Annotated in this window: 19 protein-coding genes; 12 read left to right on the top strand and 7 right to left on the bottom strand. The window is 63.6% G+C overall.

The annotated features are described in order from the left end of the window. Window positions 1-59 precede the first annotated feature (59 nt). Window positions 60-1,139 carry a glycoside hydrolase family 172 protein gene (locus SAC06_RS06070; protein ID WP_350257416.1) on the bottom strand — a complete coding sequence of 360 codons (1,080 nt, stop codon included), beginning with the start codon at window positions 1,137-1,139 and terminating at the stop codon, window positions 60-62. A gap of 175 nt (window positions 1,140-1,314) precedes the next feature. Between SAC06_RS06070 and SAC06_RS06065 the strand changes: the two genes are divergently transcribed. Then, window positions 1,315-3,882 (top strand): GH116 family glycosyl-hydrolase, encoded by a 2,568-nt coding sequence (locus SAC06_RS06065; RefSeq protein ID WP_350257415.1) that lies wholly within the window; start codon window positions 1,315-1,317, stop codon window positions 3,880-3,882. Here SAC06_RS06065 and SAC06_RS06060 read toward each other — a convergent pair. Further along, window positions 3,879-4,298 (bottom strand): PaaI family thioesterase, encoded by a 420-nt coding sequence (locus tag SAC06_RS06060; RefSeq protein WP_350257414.1) that lies wholly within the window; start codon window positions 4,296-4,298, stop codon window positions 3,879-3,881. The genes SAC06_RS06065 and SAC06_RS06060 overlap by 4 nt on opposite strands. Window positions 4,299-4,304: 6 nt before the next feature. On the opposite strand from SAC06_RS06060, the gene polA reads away from it, so the two are divergent. Both polA and rpsA read left to right on the top strand, forming a co-directional pair. Beyond that, a complete protein-coding gene (gene polA / locus SAC06_RS06055; RefSeq protein WP_350257413.1) occupies window positions 4,305-7,004 on the top strand; it encodes a DNA polymerase I in 2,700 nt (899 codons plus the stop codon). Between the two features lie 155 nt (window positions 7,005-7,159). Next, window positions 7,160-8,623, top strand: coding sequence for a 30S ribosomal protein S1 (rpsA, locus tag SAC06_RS06050; RefSeq protein ID WP_350257412.1), 1,464 nt, complete (start codon window positions 7,160-7,162; stop codon window positions 8,621-8,623). Between the two features lie 48 nt (window positions 8,624-8,671). On the opposite strand, the gene SAC06_RS06045 is transcribed toward rpsA, so the two are convergent. Then, a complete protein-coding gene (locus SAC06_RS06045) occupies window positions 8,672-9,448 on the bottom strand; it encodes a methyltransferase domain-containing protein (protein WP_350257411.1) in 777 nt (258 codons plus the stop codon). Window positions 9,449-9,484: 36 nt separating this feature from the next. Here SAC06_RS06045 and coaE point away from each other — a divergent pair, with 36 nt between their 5' ends. The 5 genes from coaE (at window position 9,485) to SAC06_RS06020 (ending at window position 16,619) form a co-directional block, all read left to right on the top strand. Continuing rightward, the gene (gene coaE, locus SAC06_RS06040) at window positions 9,485-10,126 is read left to right on the top strand and encodes a dephospho-CoA kinase (protein ID WP_350257410.1); all 642 of its coding nucleotides are present in this window, start codon (window positions 9,485-9,487) and stop codon (window positions 10,124-10,126) included. Between the two features lie 40 nt (window positions 10,127-10,166). After that, window positions 10,167-12,239, top strand: a complete 2,073-nt coding sequence (uvrB, locus tag SAC06_RS06035) for an excinuclease ABC subunit UvrB (RefSeq protein ID WP_350257409.1) — start codon at window positions 10,167-10,169, stop codon at window positions 12,237-12,239. A 204-nt stretch (window positions 12,240-12,443) separates the two neighbouring features. After that, window positions 12,444-13,445, top strand: a complete 1,002-nt coding sequence (locus SAC06_RS06030; RefSeq protein ID WP_350257408.1) for a TerC family protein — start codon at window positions 12,444-12,446, stop codon at window positions 13,443-13,445. 24 nt (window positions 13,446-13,469) lie between these two features. Beyond that, window positions 13,470-15,839: a cation-translocating P-type ATPase gene (locus tag SAC06_RS06025; protein ID WP_350257407.1), complete on the top strand. Its 2,370-nt coding sequence runs from the start codon at window positions 13,470-13,472 to the stop codon at window positions 15,837-15,839. A 3-nt stretch (window positions 15,840-15,842) separates the two neighbouring features. Next, window positions 15,843-16,619 carry an alpha/beta fold hydrolase gene (locus SAC06_RS06020; protein ID WP_350257406.1) on the top strand — a complete coding sequence of 259 codons (777 nt, stop codon included), beginning with the start codon at window positions 15,843-15,845 and terminating at the stop codon, window positions 16,617-16,619. Between the two features lie 5 nt (window positions 16,620-16,624). Here the strand turns inward: SAC06_RS06020 and SAC06_RS06015 are convergent, their stop codons facing one another. Further along, window positions 16,625-16,942, bottom strand: a complete 318-nt coding sequence (locus SAC06_RS06015; RefSeq protein ID WP_350257405.1) for a YciI family protein — start codon at window positions 16,940-16,942, stop codon at window positions 16,625-16,627. A 214-nt stretch (window positions 16,943-17,156) separates the two neighbouring features. On the opposite strand from SAC06_RS06015, the gene SAC06_RS06010 reads away from it, so the two are divergent. After that, window positions 17,157-17,531: a hypothetical protein gene (locus tag SAC06_RS06010; protein ID WP_350257404.1), complete on the top strand. Its 375-nt coding sequence runs from the start codon at window positions 17,157-17,159 to the stop codon at window positions 17,529-17,531. A gap of 4 nt (window positions 17,532-17,535) precedes the next feature. On the opposite strand, the gene SAC06_RS06005 is transcribed toward SAC06_RS06010, so the two are convergent. Next, entirely contained in the window at window positions 17,536-19,563 is a 2,028-nt protein-coding gene (locus tag SAC06_RS06005) for a prolyl oligopeptidase family serine peptidase (RefSeq protein ID WP_350257403.1), read from the bottom strand. Between the two features lie 106 nt (window positions 19,564-19,669). Here SAC06_RS06005 and dxs point away from each other — a divergent pair, with 106 nt between their 5' ends. From dxs to pflA, 3 genes are all read left to right on the top strand, one after another. Continuing rightward, window positions 19,670-21,541 (top strand): 1-deoxy-D-xylulose-5-phosphate synthase, encoded by a 1,872-nt coding sequence (gene dxs / locus SAC06_RS06000; protein ID WP_350257402.1) that lies wholly within the window; start codon window positions 19,670-19,672, stop codon window positions 21,539-21,541. Between the two features lie 175 nt (window positions 21,542-21,716). Continuing rightward, the gene (pflB, locus tag SAC06_RS05995) at window positions 21,717-23,951 is read left to right on the top strand and encodes a formate C-acetyltransferase (RefSeq protein WP_350257401.1); all 2,235 of its coding nucleotides are present in this window, start codon (window positions 21,717-21,719) and stop codon (window positions 23,949-23,951) included. Further along, the gene (pflA, locus tag SAC06_RS05990) at window positions 23,951-24,841 is read left to right on the top strand and encodes a pyruvate formate-lyase-activating protein (protein ID WP_350257400.1); all 891 of its coding nucleotides are present in this window, start codon (window positions 23,951-23,953) and stop codon (window positions 24,839-24,841) included. The genes pflB and pflA overlap by 1 nt, the downstream gene beginning before the upstream one ends. On the opposite strand, the gene SAC06_RS05985 is transcribed toward pflA, so the two are convergent. Continuing rightward, entirely contained in the window at window positions 24,828-25,991 is a 1,164-nt protein-coding gene (locus SAC06_RS05985) for an HRDC domain-containing protein (protein ID WP_350257399.1), read from the bottom strand. The genes pflA and SAC06_RS05985 overlap by 14 nt on opposite strands. Continuing rightward, complete coding sequence (locus tag SAC06_RS05980) at window positions 25,984-26,532, bottom strand: DUF3000 family protein (RefSeq protein WP_350257398.1); 549 nt, start codon at window positions 26,530-26,532, stop codon at window positions 25,984-25,986. Before SAC06_RS05980 ends, SAC06_RS05985 begins: the two co-directional genes overlap by 8 nt. Window positions 26,533-26,619 lie beyond the last annotated feature (87 nt).

The following is a 26,619-nucleotide window of genomic DNA, read 5'->3' as shown; positions in this document are numbered from 1 at the left end:
GTGTGGAGTTGCTTCGAGTTTATCGGTCTATTGGACCCAAATCGGCTGTTTTGCCGGGCCTACTGGACTTCCAGCGTCAGAAGGTCGGGAACCTGGGGACGCTCATGGGCGCTTACCGCAGGTCGGTCCAGGTAGAAGACGGCAGTTGAAGCGATGTCGTCTTTCAGCTTTCGATAGCGGTGGGGGAGCCCGTTGCCCTGTCCGGGGCCAATGCCCAGCGCTTGGATCTCGATTCTAAGGTCCTGGTTGAACCCGATCGAATCCACCACGTGCCACCGATACATGCCGAACCGCTGCTGGCTTTGGTAGAGCCCGTCCGGCTTCAGGACCTGGTTGAGCCCAAGATAAGGAGTGGTGAACTCGGTGTATCCCCGTGACGGAATATCGAAGTTCCAGGCTCCGCCAAAGTAGTCCTCTGTCCCGGTCCCGCAGATGGTCGGATACTCCTCATCTCCATCCAGGTAGATTTTGACCTCCCCTTCGCCCCACCAGCCCGGTGAGTTGGACTGCCAGGCCAGATATGCTCCGACGTAGCGGCCGGTTCCCTCAACTCTCGGTAGGAGTGGGTGGATGCCGTCTGGGACCGGGTTGGATCGGTTCCACTGGGCATGGAAATAGAGCGAGTCGGCCGGGATCTCTCCCAGCGCGTAGTCGACCTGATAGTAGAGGTTTGCAGGAACCGACGACAGGTTTTCAATCGTAATTCTGGCTGACCGGTGGAAGGGCATCTGCCAGTAGGAGTTGAAACCTCCGTGAGGATTGGCTGCAATTTGGGTAGAGGAAACCTGTGAGAAGACCTCCCAGCCGTTGCAGAAGAAGTCACCCAGGGGCACTTCCACGGCCGGGATCTGCTCTCCATCCCAATGGATCCGCAACATGAGCGAGCGCCAGAGTGAGTAGTGACAGGTGAACCATAGGTGTTGGATTAGGCCGGGACCCTCAATCTCGGCTACCTCGAAGGTCTCGCTGGGGGCGATCTCGACACAGGGGGAGACTTTCCAGCCGACCCCTAGGCGCGACGCGGCGCGTTGGGAGAAACCGTCGGTTGCCCGTCCTCCTCCAGCTTTGACACCGCGGAAGTTTTCGGCGGTAATCGCGCGGGAGATCATCGAACTGGGGCGGGTGAGGTCGAGAGACATGGTGTTCTCCTTTGAGACTGTGGTGGTGGTCTGGGCGGAGTCAACCGTGACGGCCCAAGACGTTGACGATCTGATGGAGCTAGGCTAACGTGTTAAGTAATCGATTACAAGTGGATTCTCAAAGATGTTTCTCCACCGATTGACTCCAAACGCTCTAACAAGACGGGAAACCCAGATGTCGGCTCTGAACACCAATATCGATTCCGCCGGACGGTCTGCCGGAGAGATGCCCTACGCGGCCCTCCCACTGGGAGGGATTGGGACCGGCAATCTGGCCATTGGGGCCGACGGCTGGCTGAAACAGTGGCAGTTGCACAATATCGGGAACCACTTGGGAGAGCTGCCGGGCTCTTTCTTTGCGGCGCGAATCAGCCAGTGGGAACCGCCCTTCGACGCAGTGCGGATCTTGGCGGCCCCGCCGACCGAACACTCCAAAACGCCGTTGGTGAACGACGACCACGTTGCCCGCTGGCAACAGGAGCTGGCCAAAACGGTGCCGACCGTAACGGACACCCGCTTCTCGGGAAACTATCCAGTGGCCCGAATCGACTACCTGGACGAAACCCTCCCGGTCTCGATCCGACTCGAGGCGTTCACGCCAATAGTGCCGCTAAATGCTGAGGACTCCGCTCTACCTGTTGCCTGTTTCAAGTTCACAGTGAAGAACCACGACTCGATCCCTGTCCACGGTTGGATCGGGGCCGGGCTGCAAAATGCGGTGGGGCATGACGGGATTGTCAACCCCGATGGGGTCCGAGCTTCCGGATACGGTGGCAACACGAACCGAGTGGTGAGGGGTCCCAACCGAACCAGCATCTTGATGGAAAACCGGACCTTGGACGAGTCGGCGGCCGGATACGGCACGATGGCGCTGACCGCGGAAGGCGACCTGGTCTCAGCGCTGACAGAGTGGACAGATCCGGAGCAACTGGTGCAGTTCCTTTCGAGTCGGCAAAATTTCGGTGCCGGCGAATGGGGCGACGTGCCAAGTGACCTGGCCGACCCGCAACCCAACGGAGTCCGGGCCAGCGGGCGCCCCAGCGCTCCGGGGTCAACCTGGAACGGAGGCCTGGCTGTTCAGTTCGCGGTCGAGCCGGGCGCACAGGTCGAAGTTAGGTTCCTGGTCTCGTGGCACTTTCCCAATCGCTACGTCAACTTCACCCAGTTTGGAGGTAGACAGCCGGCCTGGGGCCAGAACCACCACCTAATCGGAAACGAGTATACGAATCGATTTACCAACGCGTTGGCCGTGGCGGAAGAGACCATGACCAGATGGGACGAGCTGGAGGCGGCAACCAAACATTGGATCAGCCTGTTCACAGAGTCTGATCTTGATCCGGAACTAGCCCGACGCCTGCTGACGCAAGCTGCCATTGTTCGCAGTCCCAGCTATTTTAGAACGGCCGACGGGCGCACCTGGGGATTTGAAGGAGTTCTCGGCGCTTCCACCCCCATGTGGGCGGGGCAGGTCGGAGGCTCTTGCCCGCTAAATTGTACTCACGTTCATGCGTACTCTCAGGGTTTGGCCCGCCTCTTTCCAGCCCTGGAGCGAAACATGCGTGAGACCGAGTTTGAGGTGATGCAAGCTCCGGAAGGTTTCATTCCCCACCGGGTCCTGCTGCCGCTGGAGACGCCTCAGATCTGGGATCGACCTATCGGCGGGCCGGAAGACCCGGCACTGGATGGAATGCTCTCAATTGTTCTGCGGACCTATCGAGAGGTCAAGAACGGTGCCGGACTGGAGTGGCTGGGCAGGTACTGGCCCAATCTTCGGCAGCTGATGGACCACATTTGCCAAAAATGGGATCCGAATCAGACCGGGATGCTGCACGGGATCCAACCTTCTACCCATGACATTGACCTGTGTGGACTCAACACCTTCATGGGAACCTACTGGCTGGCGGCTCTGCGTTCGATGGAGAAGATGGCTTACCTACTGGATGAGGAGGTTGTTGCCGACGACATGCGCCGCCGCTTCGAGACCGGATCGGTCGCGTACGATCGAGCCCTCTTCAACGGTGAGTACTATCGCCAGATGCTGGAGCCAGGCGACAGGCCCGAGTTCCAGTGGCTGGACGGATGCCTTTCCGATCAGGTGATCGGGCAGTGGTGGGCGCACGAGCTGGACCTGGGCTACCTCCTCCCAGAAGAACACGTTCGTTCAGCTCTAGAGGCAGTGGTCAGGCACAATCTGCGGGCGAGTTTCGTCGACTTCGTCAACCCTTATCGGGTTTACGCCGACGGTGACGACTCAGGTCTGTTGATGTGCTCGTGGCCAACCGGGGGACGCCCGTCCATCCCGACGCGGTACTGTGACGAAGTCTGGAGCGGGATTGAGTATCAGGTTGCGGCGCACTGCTTCTACGAGGGACTTGAAGAGCAGGCCTGGAGCATTCTCCGCGGTCTGTGGGCCCGTCATGACGGGAAGAAGAGAAATCCCTATAACGAGATCGAATGCGGCGACCACTACGTCCGAGCCTTGTCCGGCTGGAGCCTGCTCCACGCGTGGAGTGGCTTCAAGTGGGACTCGGTGAGTCGACACCTCCAGCTGAATCGGGACCCCGAGCGCAGTATTCCGATTCTGCTCGACCAGGGTTGGGGTGCGCTGGCAAGAAACGGCGATCAATCGAGTCTGGAGTGCCGGTTCGGGCAGTTTGAACTGGACCAAATCACCGTCGGCGAGACGACGTTCCAAGCGGCCCCGATCCGCCTTCAGGCAGGGGAGACCCTGCTGCTGTCCTAAACCGGCTTCGCAATCAACTGATTGGAGACCTGGGCGATAGCGACCAGCCGGCCGGCGTCGTCGTGCACCTGCACCGAGTGCGCGGTGACCGTCCGGCCCAGGAGCGTGGCCACCGCCTCGGCCACCACCCGCCCGGAGAACACCGGCCGCAGGTGGGTGATGCTCAGATTGGTCCCAACGCCGACCAGTCCATTCGGTTCGCCGTGGGCGCAAGCGGCCAGGGAGGCGGCCGTCTCACAAAGGGCGGCACTGGCACCGCCGTGGAGTGCGCCCATCGGCTGCGTGTTGCCCGCAACCGGCATCGCAACCACGGTCCGCTCGGGCGTGCACTCCAGCACCTCCAGTTGCAGCTTGTCGCTGAGAGAGGAGGCAGTTTGGGGACAATTTTGTCCGGCGCTAGGCGGGGTGCGACTCATACCTCTATGGTGGCATACGTGAGTAAAACATTGCTGGTCATCGACGGACACTCGATGGCGTTTCGCGCCTTCTTCGCCCTCCCGGTTGAAAGCTTTACCTCTAAGGGTGGGCAGGCAACCAACGCCGTCTACGGCTTCCTGTCCATGCTGGTGCGCCTGATCGACACCGAGCACCCCACTCACATTGCGGTGGCTTTCGACGTCGGTCGGGAGACCTTCCGCAATCGGGAATACCCCGAGTACAAGGGGGGACGGGACGAGACCCCAGCCGAGTTCAAAGGCCAGGTGGAGATCATCACCGAGCTGCTCCACCGAATGGGGATCCGCACCCTAACGAAGGACGACTTTGAGGCCGACGACATCCTGGCCACCCTGACCCGGGAGGGGACTGAGGCAGGTTTCCGGGTGCTGTTGGCTTCTGGGGATCGCGACACTTTCCAACTGGTCAACGACCAGGTGACGGTGATTTACCCGGGTCGCTCCGCCTCGGACCTGAAATACATGGACCCGGCTGCGATCGAGGAGCGCTACGGGGTGGTGCCTGAGCGCTACCCGGAAATTGCCGCACTGGTGGGGGAGAGCGCCGACAACCTGCCGGGCGTCCCCGGGGTGGGCCCGAAGACCGCCGCCCAGTGGCTGAACAAGTTCGACGGCCTGGACAACCTCCTGGCCGAAGCCGACCAGGTTGGGGGCAAGCGCGGAGAGGCACTGCGCGAACACGTCGAGGCCGTCCGACGGAACCGGCGGCTGAACCGGCTGGTCAGCGACCTGGACCTGGGCGTCGAGGTGGGGGACCTGGTTCCGACCGAGGCGGACTACCAGGGGCTGCAGCAGCTGTTTGACGCCCTCGATTTCACCGGCCTGCGCTCGCGGGTCTACCAGGCGCTCCAAGTGGAACCAAACGGGTTGAGCGAGCCGGCCGACTCCGGTGAGGACGACGGCGTTGGGCTCGAGCGCACGCTGGTGGTGGAGCCGGGGCGGAACGTGGCTGACTGGCTCCGAAGCCGGGACCACTTTGCGCTGGCCTACTCGGGGGTGGGCCGACCCGCAGCCGGAGACCTGACCGGGTTCGCGTTGCTAGCCGAGGGGGAAGCACTGGTAGTCGACCCGGCCCAGCTGGATCCGGCTCAGGACCGGGCCTTCGCAGACTTTTTCGCCAGTGACCCGGACCTGGTCATCCACGAGGCCAAAGCGGCGACGCACGCCTTTGCCGCTCGCGGCTGGCAGTTGCCGGGTCCCAGTTTTGAGACCGAACTGGCCGCGTACCTGTGCCGACCAGACCGGCGCGGCTACTCGTTGGCGGAACTGGCCCGGGAGTACCTCGGGGAAGAGTTGGAGGAGGCGGACGAGGGGGCGCTCTTCTCGGCCGCCGACCTGGACGAGGACGCAGAACCCGGGTGGGTCCGGCGCCTGGCACAGCAAGCCCTGCTGACCGCACGCCTGGAGGCCCCGCTGCGCGCCCAGCTGGACGCGGACCAGATGACGGCGCTGCTGACCACGATGGAGATCCCGATGCAGCGGGTGCTCGCCCGGATGGAACAGGCCGGCGTCGCCATGGATCTCGACGTGTTGGACGAGCTGGCCCAAGAGTTGGCGGCCGGGGCCGCGCGGGCCCAGGAGGACGCGTTTGCAGCCATCGGACACGAGGCGAACCTGAGTTCCCCGAAGCAACTGCAGGTAATCCTGTTTGAAGAGCTGGGAATGCCAAAGACGAGGAAGACCAAGACCGGTTGGACCACCGACGCCGGGGCCCTGACCGACCTGTTCGCCAAGACGGGGCACCCGTTCCTGGAGGCTCTGCTCCGTCACCGGGACCACACGAAACTGGGACAAATGGTCGAGGGGCTGCGGGCCGAGGTGAAACCCGACGGCCGGATTCACACCACGTTCCAGCAGACGGTGACCGCCACTGGCCGGTTGGCTTCGGCCGAGCCTAACCTGCAGAACATCCCGACCCGCACCGCGACCGGACGCCGGGTGCGCGGGGCGTTCATCTGCGGCCCCGACTACGAGGCGCTGATGTCGGTCGACTACTCCCAAATCGAAATGCGGATCATGGCGCACCTGTCGGAGGATCAGGAACTAATTGCCGCGTTCAACTCGGGGGAGGATCTGCACCGGACCATGGCGTCGATGGTGTTCGGCGTCCCGGTCAGCGAGGTCACCTCTGAGCTTCGGAGCCGGATCAAAGCTACCTCCTACGGGCTGGCCTACGGACTGTCCCCGTTTGGGTTGTCGCGCCAACTTGGGGTCGGGGTGGATGAGGCCCGCGACCTTCATTCCCGATACTTTGAGCGCTTTGGCGGAGTCGGCCGCTACCTGCACGAGGTGGTGGAGGTGGCTCGTCAGACGGGCTACACCGAGACCATGTTTGGGCGCCGACGGTATTTCCCCGAGCTGCGTTCGGATAGTCACCGGGTCCGGGAGATGGCTGAACGGGCGGCCCTGAATGCGCCGATTCAAGGCTCGGCGGCGGACATTATCAAGATAGCGACCAACGACGTGTACCAGCGGCTGCGGGATGGAAAATACCGCTCGCGGCTCCTGCTGCAGATTCACGACGAGTTGCTGCTAGAAATTGCCCCCGGTGAGCGGAAAGAAGTGGAAGAACTGGTCCGCGAAAGCATGGGTCAGGCCGCCGAAATGTCGGTTCCGCTGGAGGTGGCAGTCGGCGTGGGTCGGTCCTGGAAGGACGCTGCCCACTGAAACCTGCAGATTGTGAGCAAAATGTAACAATTTGGCTGGTTTAGTCCGAGCTGGACACTGGTAGGCTTTTGAGGGTGTTCGTGGTGCCCAATTGGTCACCGTGGGCGCTTGTCCTATCCATCTAGATAATTGTCCGTTTCGGAGTTTACAACTACATGACCACCTCTAGTGTCCAGCCCACCGCTGGTACCCCTCAAGTTGCCATCAACGACATTGGCTCAGAGCAGGACTTGCTCAAGGCCATTGACGAAACAATCAAGTACTTCAACGATGGCGACATCGTGGAGGGAACTGTTGTCAAGGTCGATCGTGACGAAGTCCTGCTCGACATTGGCTACAAGACCGAGGGCGTTATTCTCTCTCGCGAACTGTCCATCAAGCACGATGTCGATCCCGAAGACGTCGTCGCCGTGGGCGATAAGATCGAAGCTCTCGTGCTGCAGAAGGAAGACAAAGAAGGTCGCCTGCTGCTGTCGAAGAAGCGTGCTCAGTACGAACGTGCCTGGGGCGAGATTGAGAAGATCAAGAACGAGGATGGCGTTGTCTCCGGCACCGTCATTGAGGTCGTCAAGGGCGGCCTGATCCTCGACATTGGTCTGCGTGGCTTCCTGCCCGCCTCTCTGGTCGAGATGCGCCGCGTGCGCGAGCTCGGCCCCTACATCGGTCGCGAGCTGGATGCGAAGATCATCGAACTGGACAAGAACCGCAACAACGTGGTCCTGTCGCGTCGCTCCTGGCTGGAGCAGACCCAGTCCGAGGTTCGCACCAACTTCCTCAACACCCTGCAGAAGGGTCAGGTCCGCAAGGGCGTCGTCTCCTCGATCGTCAACTTCGGTGCGTTCGTGGATCTGGGCGGGGTCGACGGCCTGGTTCACGTCTCCGAACTCTCCTGGAAGCACATCGATCACCCGTCCGAGGTGGTTGAGGTCGGTCAGCCCGTCGAGGTTGAGGTGCTGGACGTGGATATGGACCGCGAGCGCGTGTCCCTGTCCCTCAAGGCCACCCAGGAAGACCCGTGGCAGACCTTCGCTCGCATCCACGCGATCGGCCAGGTTGTTCCGGGCAATGTGACCAAGCTGGTTCCGTTCGGCGCTTTTGTCCGCGTCGAAGACGGCATCGAAGGCCTGGTCCACATTTCCGAGCTGGCTCAGCGCCACGTGGAAATGCCCGAACAGGTGGTCAAGGTTGGCGACGACGTGTTCGTCAAGGTGATCGACATCGACCTGGATCGTCGTCGGATCTCCCTGTCGCTCAAGCAGGCAAACGAAGGCGTGGACCCAACCTCGGAAGAGTTCGATCCGTCGCTGTACGGGATGGCTGCCGAGTACGACGAGAACGGCAACTACAAGTACCCCGAAGGCTTCGACCCCGAAACCCAGGAATGGATGGAGGGCTACGACAGCCAGCGGGAAGCTTGGGAAGCCCAGTACGCCGAAGCCCAGGCCCGGTGGGAAGCTCACCGCGCCCAGGTGCAGGCCGCCCTGGAGGCCGACTCCGAGCAGGCTCCGAGCGATGAGCAGGCCCCGACGTCCTACTCGTCGGCGGACGCCTCCGAAGGCACCCTGGCCTCGGATGAGGCCCTGGCTGCTCTGCGCGAGAAGCTGACCTCGAACAACTAGTTAGTTCATCCCTGAGGGGCATCGCCGATTCGGCGGTGCCCCTCAGTGCTACCCGGCGGCGATCACCTCGCCGTGGGGCAGCTGAAACCAGGCGTCCGGGTGGTGGGACCAGGCATCCCACCCGCGGGAGATTTCAGCTAGTTCCTCCCGGTCGGCGAGGCCCAGTTCCAGTGCAAACTTTGCATAGTCGGATTCGACGGCCCGCTGACGCCACGTTTGGCCCCAGTTGGTCACCTGCTCGTCCGAGGCGTAGGTCCAGACCGAGCCGGTGATCTGAAGGTCGGTGAAACCTGCGGCTCGGAACCAGGAGCGCAGGTGGCGGGCAGCGGCCGGCTCGCCCCCGTGCTGGCGGGCAATCTGCAGGTAAATTTCCAGCCACCGGTCCAGCTCCGGCAGGCGCGGATACCAGGTCAGGCCCTCATAGTCGACATCGCGGGCCGCGACGATCCCGCCGGGCCGAACCACCCGGCGAAACTCACGCAGGGCGGCCACCGGGTCCCCCAGGTGCTGCAGCACCTGGTGCGCGTGAACCACGTCAAAACTGGCATCCGGGAAGGCCAGCTGGTAGGCGTCTCCCACCTCAAATCGCAGGTTCGGCAGGTCTCCGGTTTGAAGGACGGACGGCTGCTGGTCCACCCCGACGAACTGGGAGCCGGGGAAACGCTCGGCCAGCTCGCGGGTGATTGAACCCGGCCCGCACCCCACGTCCAGGACCCGCAGTCCCGGCCTCAGGGAGGGGAGCAGGTAGGCGGCGGAATCGGCGATCCCTCGGCGAGCGTGGGACCGAACGACGCTGGGATGATGGCCGTGGGCGTAGGTATCCATGCCCGCCAGCCTACGCCGTCGGACTACGATGAGAGGATGAGTCTGCTTCGTCTTCGTCCTCCTTCCCATCCCGAGCCCGGGCAGCCCTACCTGGTTGGTTTGACCGGGGGCATCGGGACCGGCAAGTCGACGGTGGCCGAGCAGTTGGGTGCGCTCGGGGCAGTGGTGGTGAGCGCCGACGAGTTGGCCCGCGAAGTGGTGGCTCCGGGAAGCCCCGGCTTGGAGCAGCTGGCCCGCGAGTTTGGCACGGGGGTGGTGCGGCCGGATGGTCAATTGGACCGCGCTGCCCTGGCCCGATTGGTCTTTGACGATCCCGCGGCTCGGCTCCGACTGGAGCAAATCACCCACCCCCTGATTGCCGCCGCCAAGATCGAGCAGTTTGCCGGGCTGGCACCGGGTCAGGTTGGGGTTTATGACGTCCCGCTTCTGGTGGAGACCGGAATGGAGGGGGAGTTTGACGCCGTGGTGGTGGTTGAGGCCCCACTCGACCTGCGCCTGGCTCGCCTGCACCGGCGGGGCCTGCCCAACCGGGAAGCGCGGGCGCGGATCGAAGCCCAGGCAACGGACGAGGAGCGGCGCGCTCTGGCGCACTTCGTGCTGGTCAACGACGGCGACCGGGACCAGTTGGACCGGTCGGTGCTCGAGCTGGGACGGGAGCTGGGTTTAGCCGAGCGCTGACGAGATGGACTTGTCGGAGTGAGTGGCTAGGCTGGTGGCTATGATCCTGCGCTCAGACGAACACCCATTCGAGGTTATTTCCGAGTACACGCCCTCGGGGGACCAGCCGACGGCCATTGCCGAGTTGGCCCGTCGGCTCAACGAGGGGGAACAGGACATTGTCCTGCTCGGCGCGACCGGGACCGGAAAGTCGGCCACCACGGCCTGGCTGATTGAGCAGATTCAGCGTCCGGCGCTGGTGATGGAGCCAAACAAGACCCTGGCGGCCCAGCTGGCCTCGGAGTTTCGCAGCCTGCTGCCGAACAATGCGGTGGAGTACTTCGTCAGCTACTACGACTACTACCAACCCGAGGCCTACGTGCCGCAAACGGACACCTTCATTGAGAAGGACTCATCCATTAACGACGAGGTGGAACGGCTCCGCCACTCGGCCACCAACTCGCTGCTGACCCGGCGAGACACCGTGGTGGTGTCTTCGGTCTCCTGCATCTACGGTTTGGGAACGCCCGAAGAGTACGTGGCTCGGATGATTGAGCTGGAAGTGGGGATGCGGATTGACCGGGATGAGCTGCTGCGCACTTTTGTGGACATGCAGTATTCCCGCAACGACATCGCCTTTACCCGCGGGACGTTCCGGGTCCAGGGAGACACGATCGAGATCATCCCGGTCTATGAGGAACTGGCCATTCGGATTGAGCTGTTTGGGGATGAAGTTGACTCCCTGGCGGTGCTGCACCCCCTGACCGGGCAACTGATTAGGGAAACCAAACGGGTGCACGTCTTTCCGGCCAGCCACTACGTCGCCGGGCGTGAGCGAATGCAGCGCGCCATCGCCTCGATTGAGGAAGAGTTGGAAGAGCGGGTCCGGTGGTTTGAGCAGCGGGGCAAGCTGCTGGAGGCTCAGCGCCTCCGGATGCGAACCACCTACGACTTGGAAATGCTGCGGGAAATGGGAATGTGCTCCGGGATTGAGAACTACTCCCGTCACATTGACGGGCGTGAGGCCGGCACGCCCCCGCACACACTGCTGGACTTCTTCCCGGATGACTTCGTCCTGATTATTGATGAGTCTCACGTCACCGTCCCGCAGATCGGGGCCATGTTCGAGGGGGACATGTCGCGCAAGCGCACCCTGGTGGAACACGGGTTCCGCCTGCCCTCAGCGATGGATAACCGACCGCTTCGGTGGGAGGAGTTCCTGGAGCGGATCGGTCAGACCGTCTACCTGTCGGCCACTCCCGGACCCTACGAAATGAGCAAAGCCCCCGACGTGGTGGAGCAAATCATCCGCCCGACCGGTCTGGTCGACCCGAAGGTGGTGGTGAAGCCAACCGAAGGACAGATTGACGACCTGCTGGATGAGATTAGGGTCCGGGTTGACCGGGATGAGCGGGTGCTGGTGACGACGCTGACCAAGAAGATGGCGGAAGAGCTGACGGTCTACCTGGCAGAGCGCGGGGTGAGAGTGGAGTATCTGCACTCCGACGTGGATACACTCCGGCGGGTGGAGTTGCTGCGGGAGCTCCGCCTGGGCAAGTTTGATGTCCTGGTTGGGATCAACTTGCTGCGGGAGGGTTTGGACCTGCCCGAGGTTTCCCTGGTGTCGATTCTCGACGCCGACAAGGAAGGCTTCCTGCGCTCGACCCGGTCCCTGATTCAGACCATCGGCCGGGCCGCCCGGAACGTCTCCGGGGAAGTGCACATGTACGCCGACCAAATTACCGACTCGATGCGGGAGGCCATTGACGAGACTGAGCGCCGCCGCGCCCGCCAGATCGCCTACAACGAAGAGCGCGGGATCGATCCGCAGCCCCTGCGAAAGAAGATCGCCGACGTGACGGACATGTTGGCGCGTGAGGATATCGACACCCAGGAGCTGTTGGCCGGGGGATACCGGGCTGGGAACGAGCTGTCGGAGCCCGCGGCCGGCGCTCCGAGCATCCGGACCCAGTTGAGCGCCCAGGCGGAAGGGGACCTGGCTGGGCTCATCGAGCAACTATCCGCCCAGATGCACGCGGCCGCCGACGATTTGCAGTTCGAAGTGGCGGCTCGATTGCGCGACGAGATCAACGATCTAAAGAAGGAGTTGCGCGCCATGCGGGCGGCCAATTAGTCGGGTGGGATAGTCCGCATTCGCCGGTTCCCGGTTGTTAGGCCCTCCGTCACCCCCTAGACTGTCCCCGGGGGGAGTAATCTCGCTAAGTTGATGTCGTCAACACGGCTCGGGAACAACCGGCTCGGCATCAACACCTGGTTCCGTTCCAGGTGGGATAAGACCTCAACTGGTTGGTCAACCCTACGAACGGAATGGAATCGGATGGAAGTCAGCGTTTGGTCATGGCTCATCTTGGGCGCGATCGTTCTCGTCCTCATCACCTTTGACATTGTCGGGCACGTCCGGACTCCCCACGCTCCCACCATGAAGGAAGCCGCCTGGTGGTCGGTGGGATACATCGGCCTGGCGATCCTCTTCGGCGTGCTGACCTGGTGGGAGTTCGGCTCGGTTTACGCGGGCGAGTACTTCGCCGGCTACCTGACTGAGAAAGCCCTCTCAGTCGACAACCTCTTCGTCTTCGTGCTGATCATGCAGTCCTTCCGCGTTCCGCGGGAGTACCAGCAGAAGGCACTGCTGTCCGGCATCATCATCGCGTTGGTCCTGCGCCTGGTCTTCATTCTGGTGGGTGCCGCCATTATTGAACGGTTCTCGGCCATCTTCTACCTGTTCGGGGCTTGGCTGATTTGGACGGCCATCATGCAGGCTCGCCAGGGAGTTGAGGGCGAAAGCGATGACGGGGAGTACCGGGAGAACCGGTTCACCATCTTTGTCCGGAAGATGTTCCCGGTGACCGACGGTTTTGTCGGCCAGCGGTTCCTGGCTCGCCAGCACGGCAAGACCTACCTGACCCCGCTGCTGCTCTGCGTCCTGGCGCTCGGGACGGCCGACCTGATGTTTGCCTTCGACTCGATTCCCGCCATCTTCGGTCTCACGCAGGAGCCCTACATCGTGTTCGCCGCCAACGCGATGGCCCTGCTCGGCTTGCGCCAGCTCTACTTCCTGATCGACGGGTTGCTGTCGCGCCTGGTCTACCTGCACTACGGGCTGGCGATCATTTTGGGTTTCATTGGCGTCAAGCTGATTCTGCACGCGATGCACGAGAACAATCTGCCGTTCCTGAACGGCGGAGAGGGCTTCCACGTGCCCGACATTGGGATCGGCATGTCGCTGTCCGTCATTGGCGGCGTGATTGTGCTGACCGTGGTGGCCTCCCTGATTAAGAGCAGAATGGACCGGGCCCGCCCGCCGCAGGTGGAGCAGTAGCCTCCACTAGCTAGGATGGTCCCCATGAGCTTTCCTCCCTATCCGGATGGACTTCCGGACGAGGCGGTGGCTGAGCGGGTCCAAGCGGGTCAGACCAACCGGGTCCCGCGCACCACCTCCAGACCCGTCAGCCAGATTCTTCGGTCGAACATCTTCACGCCGTTCAACGCCATCCTCACCACCGCCATGGTGGTGGTGCTGGCGATGGGGGACTGGCGCGACTCGGTCTTTGCGCTCGTGATGGTGATCAATGCGGCGATTGGCGTCTGCTCTGAGCTCAGATCCAAACGGGTGCTGGACTCGGTGGCGGTCCTGGCCGCCCCCACCTCCCAGGTGCTGCGCGCCGGGAAGGTACAGACGGTCAACAACGACGACCTGGTGGTGGACGACCTGGTCGAGCTGCGCCTCGGCGACCAAATTCCGGCCGACGGGACGGTGCTATCCACTCGGGGCCTGGAGGTGGACGAGTCAATTCTGACCGGTGAGTCGCTGCCGGTAAAAAAGCAGGTTGACGACCAGCTCCTCTCGGGGACAGCGGTAGTGGCCGGTTCGGGCCGAATGTGGGTGCGCCAGGTGGGGGCCGACTCCTGGGCCCAAAAGATCACCGCTGAAGCGCGAAAGTACTCCGTCGTGACCTCGGAGATTCAACGGGCAATCGACCGGGTCCTCAAGTGGATCATGGTGGTGCTTCCGGTGGTGGTGGTCCTCCTGGTCTGGTCCCAGACTCGGGCGGACGCCGGCAACTGGCGCGGGGCCGTCATCCTGGCGATTGCCGGGGTGGTGGGCATGATCCCCCAGGGGCTGGTCCTGCTGACCTCGATGAACTTTGGACTGGCGGCGGCCACCCTGTCGCGTCGGGGGGTGCTGGTCCAGGAGCTTCCGGCGGTGGAGATTCTGGCCCGCGTCGACGAGCTGTGCCTGGACAAGACCGGGACCCTCACCACCGGCGGGATTCGGGGGCAGGAACTGACGGTTCTGCCGGGGGCCGCCTCGGAAGCCGATCTGGCCGGGGCGCTTGGCCGCCTGACCTCCGACGAAACGAACGCTTCCGCCACGGCGGTGCAGGAACTGCTGCGGAGCCAAGCCTGGTCGGCGACGGACCTGCCGACGGAACTGACCGAGGTTCCGTTCAACTCGACGCGCAAATGGTCGGCTTTGAGCGGCGCGAATGGCAGCTGGGTGTTCGGAGCGCCGGAAATCCTGCTGGCCAACGCCCGAGGAGACGCGGCGGAAGCCGCCCGCCAGCTGGTGGCGGAATCATCGTCCCGGGGCCAGCGAACCCTATGCCTGTCCCGGGCCGGCGGCCCGATTGCCGAGAATCAACCCCTGCCCGAGGACCTTTCACCCCAGCTGATCGCGGTACTGTCTGAAGACATCCGACCCGATGCGGCCGAGACCCTGGAATACTTCCGGTCGCAAGGAGTCCGGGTCCGCGTGATTTCCGGCGATGCCCCCGGAACGGTCGGGGCCATTGCCGACCGGCTAGACCTGGGCGGGGACGGTCGAACGCTCCAGGTGGTGGACGCGCGCACTCTCCCCGAAATCGACACTCCCGAGTTCGACCGGGCCACCGCCGAGGTGGACGTCTTTGGCCGGGTCACCCCGGAGCAGAAACGAGCGCTGGTCCGGTCCCTGCAGCGTGGGGGCCACACGGTCGCCATGACCGGGGACGGAGTCAACGACGCCCTGGCGCTGAAAGAGGCGGACCTGGGAATTGCCATGGGCAATGGCGCGCCGGCCACAAAAGCGGTGTCCCGCCTCGTGCTGATGAAGAGCGAGTTCTCAGTCCTGCCGGGTGTGGTGGCCGAGGGGCGACGGATTATCGCGAATATGGAGCGAGTCTCCTCCCTGTTCCTGTCCAAGACCACCTACGCCGTGATGCTGGCGGTGATCGTTTCGGTCTGCGGCTGGGTTTACCCGTTCCTGCCGCGGCAACTGACCTTTATTGGGGCCCTGACGATTGGGACCCCTGCCTTCTTCCTGGCGTTGGCTCCCAGCCACCGTCGGTATCACCCCGGCTTCCTTCGCCGAACCCTCTGGTTGGCGGTGCCATCCGGTCTGCTGATGGGCACGGGCGCGCTGATCGTATACCTCCTACTGGGCGAGCATACGGAGATCGGCCAGACGGGAGCGACCCTGACGCTGATCCTCGGGGCCCTGTGGCTGCTCGGGATCACCGCGCGCCCGTTCAACCTGTGGCGCCTGGTGCTGATCTGCGTGATGGCGGCCGGCGCCCTGCTGGGGGTGCTCATCCCCTGGACCAGGGAGTTCTTCGCCCTGCAGTGGCCCGACCCCCAGCAGTGGGCGCTAATTGGTGGCGTCGGCCTGGCAATTAGTGCTTTGATGGAAGTGTGTTACCGCTACACGACGCGGTTTCGACACGAGGGGAGCTAGCGGATGACCGCATTCGAGTTGCAGCAAGACGGGCCGGCCGGGGCTCCCACGCTGGTGTTGGCCCATTCGCTCGGTTCAGACGTTCGGATCTGGGACGAGGTGGTGGCCGACCTGGCCGATTCCTGGCATATTGTCCGGTGGAACCTGCCCGGTCACGGAGCTTCGGAAATACCCTCGGGCCCGGCTCGAATGGAGACCGTGGTGGAGGTACTCCTGTCTCAGCTGGACGAGGCGGGGATTGGCCGGTTTCACGTGGCCGGCATCTCCCTCGGCGCGATTGCCTCCCTCGCGGTGGCCGAGATGGCTCCCGAGCGGGTCCTCTCGTTGGCCATGCTCGATTCGGGAGCGGCGCTGCTTCCGTCGGAGCCCTGGTTTGACCGCGCGGAACTGGTTCGGGCCGAAGGAATGTCCTCCCTGGTCGACGCGACGATGGATCGGTGGTTCACCCCGGAATTCAGAGCGGGAAAGGGCGAGTCCCGCTACCGGCGGACGCGCGAAACATTCCTTGCCTGTCCGGTCGAGGGCTATGCGTACTGCTGTGAGCTGATCGGGAACACCGACCTGCGGGCGGACCTGTCGCAGATCCAGGTCCCAACCCTGATCCTCACCGGGGACGAGGACGCGGGGATGAGCCCCGGGAAAGCCGAAGAGTTGGCCCACCAAATCCCGGGTGCGGCCGGCAGCTTCCAGGTGATCAAGAACTCGCGCCACCTGACCTGCGTCGAGCATCCACGGCAGGTGGCCGCGGCCCTGACCCAGGTGATGTGTCAGGTGATTTGATCGGCTTAGGACGCCGGGAACGTCTTGTCGAAGTCGTCCGCCAGGTACCCAAGGGTCGGGTGCCATTCCCGCACCTGGAACGAGTGGATCAGCCCGTTGGTGACGAAGGGGTCCTCGTTGAGCAGCGCGGTCGCCTGCTGGGCCGTTTCGGCGTTGAGGATCAGCAGCGCGCCGTTGAAAACCGCGTCGCGCAGGAAGCCCGAGGCCACCAGATTGCCCTGGTCCTGAAGCCGGCGGAGGTATTCCCGGTGGGCCGGGCGAAAATCGTTGACCAGACTAGACAGGTCTTCATCGTACCGATACTCAATCACGTAAAGTGCCATGTCCCTATCTTAGGCCCCCGCGGAGATTGGGCAATGGAAACACCGGGGGTGTGGACGCACTCGGAGCGGAAACCGGGACGGGAGGGGACGGCAACTGGACCCGAGAAACTGCACATGAGATTAAGCGCCGGTTTGCGCTCGCCCAAAGCCCTTTAGTCCAGTACATTGAGCAGGAACTTCACCAGCCCTGGTGAAGATGGGTTAGGAGGCTCGCATGGGCAAGATTCTCAGCAAACTAGTTGTCTTTCTCGGTTCGTCAGCCCTGGGGCTTTTCATTGCCCAGTGGCTACTGGACGGCTTCAGGTTCACCCTTTGGGGCTTTATCCTGGCGATCGTGGTCTTCGCGGTGGCGCAGGCTGTGCTATCGCCCCTAATTGAAAAGGTGGTGGACCGCTACGCTTCCGTGCTGGTTGGCGGGGTTGGACTCATTTCCGTCTTCGTCTCCCTGCTGGTGGGCACGTTCGTGGTCAGCGGGATGACCATCCGGGGGGCCGGCACCTGGGTGCTGGCGACGCTGATAGTTTGGCTGGTAACGGCCGTCGGCACGGCTGCCCTGCCGAAGCTGTTCAGCTCCGACCGGGCAGCCTAGGCCGCTAAACGGGGTTGACGACCGGACGCGAACCGCGGTTGGCGATCTCTACCGGCACCGGGTGCTGCAACTCAATGCCCCAGATGTCCGCGTAGAACGCCAACTCGGTCCGCCAGGCCGACTCGAGGGTGTCGGCCCGAACGAACCCGTGACCCTCATTGTCAAAGATGACTTTCGCAACTTCCTTGCCGCTGTCGACCAGCTTCTGGTACACCTCTTCAATTTCGTCCGGGGTGACGATTGGATCGTTGGCGCCGCCCATCAGCAGAACCGGGGCATTCACCCGGGCCAGCTGATTGATCGGCGAGCGCTCAGCCCAGACCGGGTCGGAGCTGTCCGAGGAGTCCATCAGCCGCCGCAGGTAGTCGGCGTCGACGATGGGCGCGTGGGTGAGGGTCCGGCGCAGATCCAAATAGCCGTAGCGGGAAGTGCCGGCCGAAAATACTTCGGTCGACTCCAGCGCCGCCATCACCGTGAAGCCCCCGGTTCCCGAACCGGCAATCGCCACCCGCTTGGAGTCGATAAGTTTCTGCTCTGCCAACCAGTTGACGCCGTCCACAATGTCGGCCACCTCGGCCACGCCAAACTGGCCGTTCAAGGATTCGCGGTACTTGCGCCCGAGCGCGGTCGAACCCCGGTAGTTGACGTCCAGCACCGCAAATCCGCGGGTGGTCCAGTACTGCTTGGCCAGGGACAAGCCCGGGAGCGCAGCGTTCGCAGGCCCGGAGTGGACCATGGTAATCAGCGGTGGCAGTTCGTCTTCGGGGCCGGTGAACTGGGGGTTGTTCGGCGGGTAGTAGAACCCGTGCACCTTCAGGCCGTCCCGGGCCGTCCAGGTCACGTGCTCCGCGCGAGAGTTGTAGTCCTGGTCGATCTCGGCCTCGTTCGAGGTCCGGACCACCTTCACCGCGGCATTGTCGACTCGGACGATCGCGGGGTAGTGGGTCGAAGAGTCGCCGACAAAGACGACCCGGCCCTCGCTGGCCGCCACGTTGCCAATCGGCCACCAGCCGGTGTCCCACTCTTCCATCAACCCGTTCGAAAGCTGAATGGTGCCCAGGTGCCACTGGGAGTCTTCAGCCCACGAGCAGATCAGGTGGTCGTTGTCCAGCACGTCGAAGCTGTGCAGACCCAGGTGCCAGCGGGGCGTGGTGAAGCTGCGGGGACCCGGGTGTAGGACCCGCGTCCGCAACCTGGTCGCCCAGGCATCCTGCGGCTCGCCATCGTTGGTAGTGAACCCCTCGGTGCGGTACAGGTTCGCATGACCGCTGGAGTCGTCAATGTGGATCAGGTCGCCGGCAAACGTCCATCGGGGCTCGGTCACGGCCACGTCGGGTCGATCCACCAGGGTGACCTGCTTGAACGGTTCGCCGGCCGCATTCATAGCGGCAACGCGCAGCTCGGACTTGGTCCACGGCAACTCGGGCCGGTTCCAGGTGACCCACGCCAGCTTGGACCCGTCGGGGGACAGGGTGGGCGACGAGACGAAGTCGGTCTGGTCGCAGATGGTGCGAATCTTCGAGGTGTCGCGTGCCCCGGACCCATCCAGCGGAATTGCCACCAGGGAATGCTGGACGTGATCGGGGTCGGTGTGGTCCTCACAGACGGCGTAGACGACGCCCCGAGCCTCGTCGATCTCGAAGTCGCCGTAGCGGCACTTGTCCAGCTGCGTCAGCGGCACCAGTTGGGCCCGCAGGGTCCGCGTGTCGAAGTAGTAGACCCGGTCGTCAGTGCCGTTTGACACGACGATCCGTCCGTTCTTGATCGCGTAGGCGCGCCCGCCAAACTCGTGCACCCGGGTGGCGACGTGGACGAGGCGGGAGCCCTCCAGCAGCGGGAGCACCTCACCGGTTTGCCCCAGAGCATTGCGTCGCAGCAGGACCTTTCGGCCTTCGCGGCGCGGACTGCCTTCGACCCAGTAGATGTCGGGTCCGTCCATTCGGAGCTGGGTGAGGGTCACCGAGCGACCCGCGTAGCTCTGTGCGGTTACGGGAGAAATCCAGGAACCGTAGGATGCAACTTCTTTGCTCATCGCTTGCCTCATCTTTGGCGGTCGGTACTAACAGCGACAAGTCTAGTTGATTACGTAGTTGCACATCGGGAATAGAAAAACTGTGATGCTTGACTAGACTCGACCTATGCGCAGCTTACTGGACCGGATCCAAACCCCCCGTGACCTCGACTCTCTTACCGCCGCTGAGCTGGTGAGTTTGGCCGAGCAAATTCGGGCCTATTTGATCGAGTCGGTGGCCAAGACAGGGGGTCACCTGGGGCCCAACCTGGGGGTGGTTGAGTTGACCCTGGCACTGCACCGGGTGTTCGACTCTCCGCGCGACACCATCATTTGGGACACCGGCCACCAGGCGTACGTTCACAAGCTGCTGACCGGACGCAAAGACTTCACCCAGCTGCGCCAGCCGGGCGGACTGTCCGGGTACCCGTCGCGGGCCGAGTCGGCTCACGACGTGGTGGAGAACTCTCACGCGTCGACCGCGATTTCCTGGGCTGACGGTGTCTCTCGCGAGCGCCGCCGCCGGGGTCAGGCCGGGTCGGTGGTGGCCGTGATTGGCGACGGCGCCCTGACGGGGGGAATGGCCTGGGAAGCGCTAAACGATATGGCCGAGGATCAGGATCGATCGCTGGTTGTGGTGGTCAATGACAACGGCCGTTCCTACGAGCCGACGGTCGGCGGAATGGCTCGCCACCTGGCGGGGCTGCGGACCTCTGAGCACTATGAGCGCTCGCTGGCCTGGGGGAAGCGGAAGCTCCTTTCCCTGGGCGAGCCGGGGCGGGCCGCGTTTGAGGCACTGCACGGGCTGAAAGCCGGAATCAAGGATGTCCTAGCCCCCCAGGTGCTGTTCGAGGAACTGGGGCTGAAATACCTGGGTCCGATTGACGGCCACGACCTGATTGCGGTGGAGTACAACCTGGAGCTGGCCAAGAGCTTCGGCGGCCCGGTGATCGTCCACGTCATCACGGAGAAGGGACGAGGCTACGTGCCGGCCGAAGAGGACGTCTCGGACCGGTTCCACGCGGTGGGGAAAATTCACCCGGAGACCGGTCTACCGGTGGCTCCGCAGCGGTTTGGCTGGACGGCGGTGTTTGCTCAGGAGATCGTGGAGTTGGCCGAGCGGAACCCGGATGTGGTCGGCATTACCGCCGCAATGAAGGCGCCGGTTGGCCTCCAACCCCTGGCCAATCGGTTCCCGGATCGGGTGGTGGACGTGGGTATTGCGGAGCAGCACGCCCTCACCTCGGCCGCCGGGATGGCGTTTGCCGGGGCGCACCCGGTGGTGGCCCTCTACGCGACCTTCCTGAATCGGGCTTTTGATCAGCTGCTCATGGACGTGGCCCTGCACCGAGCCCCGGTGACCGTGGTGCTCGATCGCGCGGGCATTACCGGCGACGACGGCCCGTCGCACAACGGGATGTGGGACCTGTCGCTGGCCGCGATGGTGCCCGGGCTCCGGGTAGCAGTTCCGCGAGACGGCGCCACTTTGCGGGCTGAACTGGACGAGGCGGTGGGCGACAGCTCCGGCCCGACCCTGCTCCGCTACCCGAAGGGAGCCCTGCCGCCGGACCTGGCGGTGGCCGAAACTTCCGCCGCTGGCGACTACCTCTACCGCGGCCGGGAGGCCGACGTGCTCCTGGTGGCGCTCGGCCCGCTCGCGCACTATGCGGTGGAGGCGGCGCAGGAACTGAAGTCCCGGGGGATTGAGGCCGACGTTCTGGACCCGCGCTGGGTGCTACCGGTCGCCCCCGAGCTGGTGGAGGTAGCCAACTCGTACCGGGTGGTCGTCTCGGCTGAGGACGGACTTGAGGTCGGCGGCGTCGGATCCGAACTGGCCCGCCAAACACAGGTACCGGTGCTGGTCCGCGGGGTCCCCCGCGAATTCCAAGCGCAGGGAAAACGCGAGGAGATCCTGGCTCGCTTGGGACTCGATTCGGCCGGATTGGTTGAAGCGGTAGAATCCGCACTATTAAGAAGCTCGATATCGAGAAATATTTAATTGGGCCATTAGTCCCCAACTAGATTGTGGCACAGTTCGCATAGGGTTGAAATGGAGCGGTTTCACGTCCGTGTGTGAGGACCAGCACCCATAATTATCACGACTGCTCAAGTATTTATTCATAAGCTTGAAGCAGCGGGAAAACCTCCCGTCTGAGCGACAAAAGGGAGTCACCATGGCGACCATTACTGCGTGGACTGGGTTCAAAACGGGTCGGTGGGAGAAAACCATCGATGTGCGAGATTTTGTCCAGGAGAACTACACCCCGTACGAGGGTGACGACTCGTTCCTGGCCGGTCCGACGGATCGAACCCAGCGGGTTTGGGAGACTTTGTGCGGGCTGTTCCCGGCGGAGCGTGAGCGCGGCGTCTTCGACATCGACAATCACGTCCCGGGCCGAATCACCTCGCACGAGCCGGGTTACATCAGTGCTGATGACAACCTGATTGTGGGCCTCCAAACTGACGCGCCGCTCAAGCGGGCCATGATTCCTAACGGTGGCTGGCGGATGGTCGAGAACGCCCTGCTGACCTACGGCTACGAAGTAGACCCGATCATCAAAGAGATTTTCACCGTCTACCGGAAGACGCACAACCAGGGCGTGTTTGACGTCTACCCGAAGAGCGTGCGTGCGGCTCGTTCCTCCCACATTGTCACCGGCCTGCCCGACGCCTACGGGCGGGGCCGAATCATTGGCGACTACCGCCGGGTTGCCCTCTACGGGGTGGACCGACTGATCGAGGCAAAGCAGGCGGACAAGGCGGAGCTGGACGACCGGTTCTCCACCGACGACGTGATCCAGTTGCGCGAGGAGTTGGCCGAGCAGATTCGGGCGCTCCAGGAGCTGAAAGAGATGGCCACCTCCTACGGCTATGACATTTCCGGTCCTGCCACTTCGGCCCGCGAGGCGGTCCAGTGGCTCTACTTTGCCTACCTGGCTGCGGTCAAGGAGCAAAACGGCGCTGCCATGAGCCTGGGGCGGACCTCCACCTTCCTCGACATCTACCTGCAGCGGGACCTGGAGGATGGGCGCCTGACCGAAGTCGAAGCTCAGGAGCTGATGGATGACTTCGTGATCAAGCTGCGGATCGTCCGCTTCCTCCGCACCCCCGAGTACGACGCGCTGTTCTCCGGCGATCCGACCTGGGTGACCGAGACGATCGGCGGCAACGGGTGCGACGGCCGAACCCTGGTAACGAAGAACTCGTTTCGGATGCTGCAGACGCTGTACAACCTGGGTCCCGCGCCCGAACCGAACCTGACTGTGCTCTGGTCTGAGCAGCTGCCCGAAGGGTTCAAGCGGTTCTGCGCTCGGGCTTCGATCGAGACTTCCGCCATTCAGTACGAGTCGGACTCGTTGATTCGGGAATCCTGGGGGGATGACGCCGGGATCGCCTGCTGTGTCTCCGCCATGGCTATTGGCAAGCAGATGCAGTTCTTTGGGGCCCGGGTGAACCTGGCCAAGGCGCTGCTGTATGCCATCAACGGAGGCCGTGACGAGATTTCGGGCCGCCAGGTGGCGCCCGTCAGCGAGCCGGTGGGGGACGGCGCCCTGGACTTCGAGGACGTTCGGACCAAGTTCGACGGCCTGCTGGACTGGCTGGCGCGGACCTACGTCGACGCGCTGAACTGCATTCACTACATGCACGACAAGTACTCTTACGAGCGGATCGAAATGGCCCTCCACGACACGGAGATTCTGCGGACGATGGCCTGCGGGATCGCCGGCCTGTCGGTGGCGGCGGACTCGCTGTCGGCGATCAAGTACGCGCAGGTGACCCCGGTCCGGGACGAGACCGGACTGGTGGTTGACTACCTGATCGAGGGAGACTTCCCCAAGTTCGGCAACGACGACGACCGGGTGGACGCGATTGCGGTCGGGCTGGTCGAGTCCTTCATGAACAAGATCCGGGCGCTGCCGACCTACCGCAACTCGCAGCATACCCAATCGGTGCTGACCATCACCTCGAATGTGGTCTACGGCAAGCACACCGGCAACACGCCGGACGGTCGGCGCCAGGGCGAACCTTTCGCTCCCGGGGCCAACCCGATGAACGGACGGGACACGCACGGGATGTTGGCGTCGGCGCTGTCCGTGGCCAAGCTGCCCTACGACCAGGCCCAAGATGGGATTTCACTGACCAACACCGTGGTTCCCTCGGGCCTGGGCCGGACCCTGGACGAGCAGGAAGTCAACCTGGTGGGTCTGCTGGACTCGTACATGGGGGAGCAGGGCTACCACATGAATGTGAACGTGTTGAACCGGGACACCCTGTACGACGCGATGGAGAACCCGCAGAACTACCCGCAGCTGACCATCCGGGTTTCCGGCTACGCGGTCAACTTTGTTCGCCTCACGCGCGAGCAGCAGCTGGATGTGATCTCGCGGACCTTCCACGAGCGCGTCTAATGTCCACTACTGACCTCCGGGTGGCGGGGGACGGGGTTACGGGAGAGTATCGCCCGGCCCCGGCCTCCGTCCCGAGCGCCCGGCCGCAGGGGCAGGGCCTGACGGGAGTTGAGTCGGAGCTGCCGGACAGTCGCCGCGACCTGGTTAATCTGGTCCGGACCGGATCGGTAGCTTCGGTGCATTCCTGGGAACTGGTGACCGCGGTGGATGGCCCGGGCACGCGGATGACGGTGTTCTTCTCCGGCTGTCCGCTGCGGTGCCTGTACTGCCACAACCCGGACACGATGGAGATGCGGCGCGGCGAGCAGGTTCAAACGGCCAGCCTGATTGATCGGATGCTGCGCTACCGCCGCATCTTTGCGCGCACCGGCGGGGGAATTACCCTCTCTGGCGGCGAACCGCTGATGCAACCCAAAGCGGTGGCGCGTATCTTGCGGGCCGCGAAGACGGCCGGGATCCACACCGCGATCGACACCTCGGGAAACCTGGGCTGGCGTTGCACTGACGAGATGCTGGCCGACCTGGACCTGTGTCTGCTGGACCTGAAGTCGGGCCACCGGTCGACCTACCAGCAGGTGACCGGAGCCCGGTTGGAGCCGACGGTGGCGTTTGGGCAGCGCCTGGCGCGAGCCGGGGTCGAGGTCTGGGTTCGGTTTGTGCTGGTGCCCGGGGTGACCGACGATCTGGAAAACATCGCCGAGGTGGCCCGGTTGGCCGCGCAAATTTCCACCTGCACCCGGGTGGAGGTGCTGCCATTTCACCAGATGGGGCGCGACAAGTGGGACGAACTGGGGATGGAGTATCAGCTGGCCGAGGTCGAACCACCTTCGGCTGCAGCGGTTGAGTCAGCGCGGCAAATCTTTCGCCAGCACGGTCTCACGACTTACTAGCGGCCAGGATTAGCTCTCGCTGCCAGGGCCGAGCTTCTCCCTCAATTAGGCGCTGTTCCAGATCGTCCAGCGGTTCCCAGGCGAGAAGGCGCTGGGTCGCGGGTAGGAGCACCACCTCGGGGGCCAGGTCTAGCGGCTTGGCCGCTCGCTCGACCAGGGCCCGCACCTGCTGGAGCCGGTCCTGAGCTTCGGGGCGCAGCCGCTTCCACAGGCGGGCCGGGGGAATGCCCTCACCCGCCGGGAGCCCGTGGGGCATCTCCTCGGGCAGAAGGGAGTGGGCCCGCCGAATCGCTTCCCACCACTCGTCCAGGTAGCGCCGGGCCTGCGGGCGCCGGAAAAACTCGATCTGCTGGAGCGAACGGCGATTCTGCGGGTCCCGGAGGGCAGCCTCGAGAATGCCCCGCCCGTTCAGAATCCGCCCGGGCGAAACGTCAGTCCGGACTGCGATCTCCTCCCGGGTGGTCCACAGTTCCCGGGCGATCGCCAGTTCCTGGGGGCGACGGAGCTTGCCAATTCCCTTCAGATTCTCCCACCGGGGGGCTTTCGACTTGATCGGGTGGGTTAGCTCGTAGTCAAACTCCTGGCGGGCCCACTCCAGCCGACCCAGTTCCTCCAGCCGCTCGGTCAGCGCCGTCTCCAGTTGGGGGAGCACCTCCACGTCCATGGCCGCGTAGCGAAGCCAGGGGAGCGGCAGGGGCCGGACCGACCAGTTTTCGTTTTGGTGAGCTTTTTCCAAGGAGAACCCGAGCACCTCCTCGCACACCCCCTGGAGGGAAAAGTGCTGGACTCCGGTTAGGCGCGCCGCCACCTCGGTGTCGAACAGGGCGGGGGGAACCAGGTCCAGTTCCGCCAGACTGGGGAGGTCCTGGCCGGCGGCATGGAAAATCCAGGGCGCGTCCAAAACCGCGTTCAGCTCAGCCAGTTTCGGGAGTGCGTGCGAGTCGATCAGGAACGTGCCCACGTCCGCACGGCGGATCTGTACCAGCCACGCTTCGGCCCCGTAGCGAAAACCCTGCGCCCGCTCGGTGTCCACCGCCACCGAGGCTCGGCTGGTGGCCAACTGTTCAATCGCCTCGGATAGTCCCTGCTGGGTATCGATGACCTCGGGTACCCCGTCTGCCAAGGTGGTCAGTACGGGCAGTTCAGGCATCGTGAACCTCAAATCCTAAGTAGTTTTCGCTGGGAATGGCAGCTACCTGCAGCAGGTAGTTCCCCCAGGCCTCCAGGTGCGGAGCCAAGTCATCCTGAACCGGACTCCAGGAGCACCGCAACTCAATGTTAAGAGTCGACGAACGCAACTCCAAGCCGCCAAAGGTTTGGGAAATCTCTCGGGTGACCGTTCCCAGCAGCAGTTCGGCCGCCTCGCCCAACTCATCCCTCAAGCCGAGCCAGAGGACTTCTCCCAGGAGCGGATCGGAACTCATCTCCTCGTCAATCTGAGTCCGAAGCTGACCGACCAGACGCAGGGGGCTGCCCCAGATCTCCGCCTGCTCGGGATCGTAGAGGATGACGAAAGTGGACTGTCCCAGGGGTTGACCCCCGTGTTCCTGCACGGTTTGGATCGCCACCGCCGCCGAGTAGGGGGCCAGCCGTTGGGGCGCCGGGATCTCTCGGAACGTCAGCGAATCCGGCCGGGCCACCCGGCGAAGGGAGGCGAGGGCGGCCACGAACTGTGGAGGCGTATTGGACACGCAATCAGGCTATGACCTGGACCTGGGCTTTGGTAGCAACCACGCCGGAAAGGTCCGGGAGACCGGAGCAACTGTGAGAGGCGTCGC

The organism is Scrofimicrobium sp. R131, from assembly GCF_040256745.1.
In the GTDB taxonomy this organism is placed as follows: Bacteria; Actinomycetota; Actinomycetes; order Actinomycetales; family Actinomycetaceae; genus Scrofimicrobium; species Scrofimicrobium appendicitidis.
Note: the sequence above shows the minus strand (reverse complement) of the source record. Positions and strands in the feature narration are given on the sequence as shown.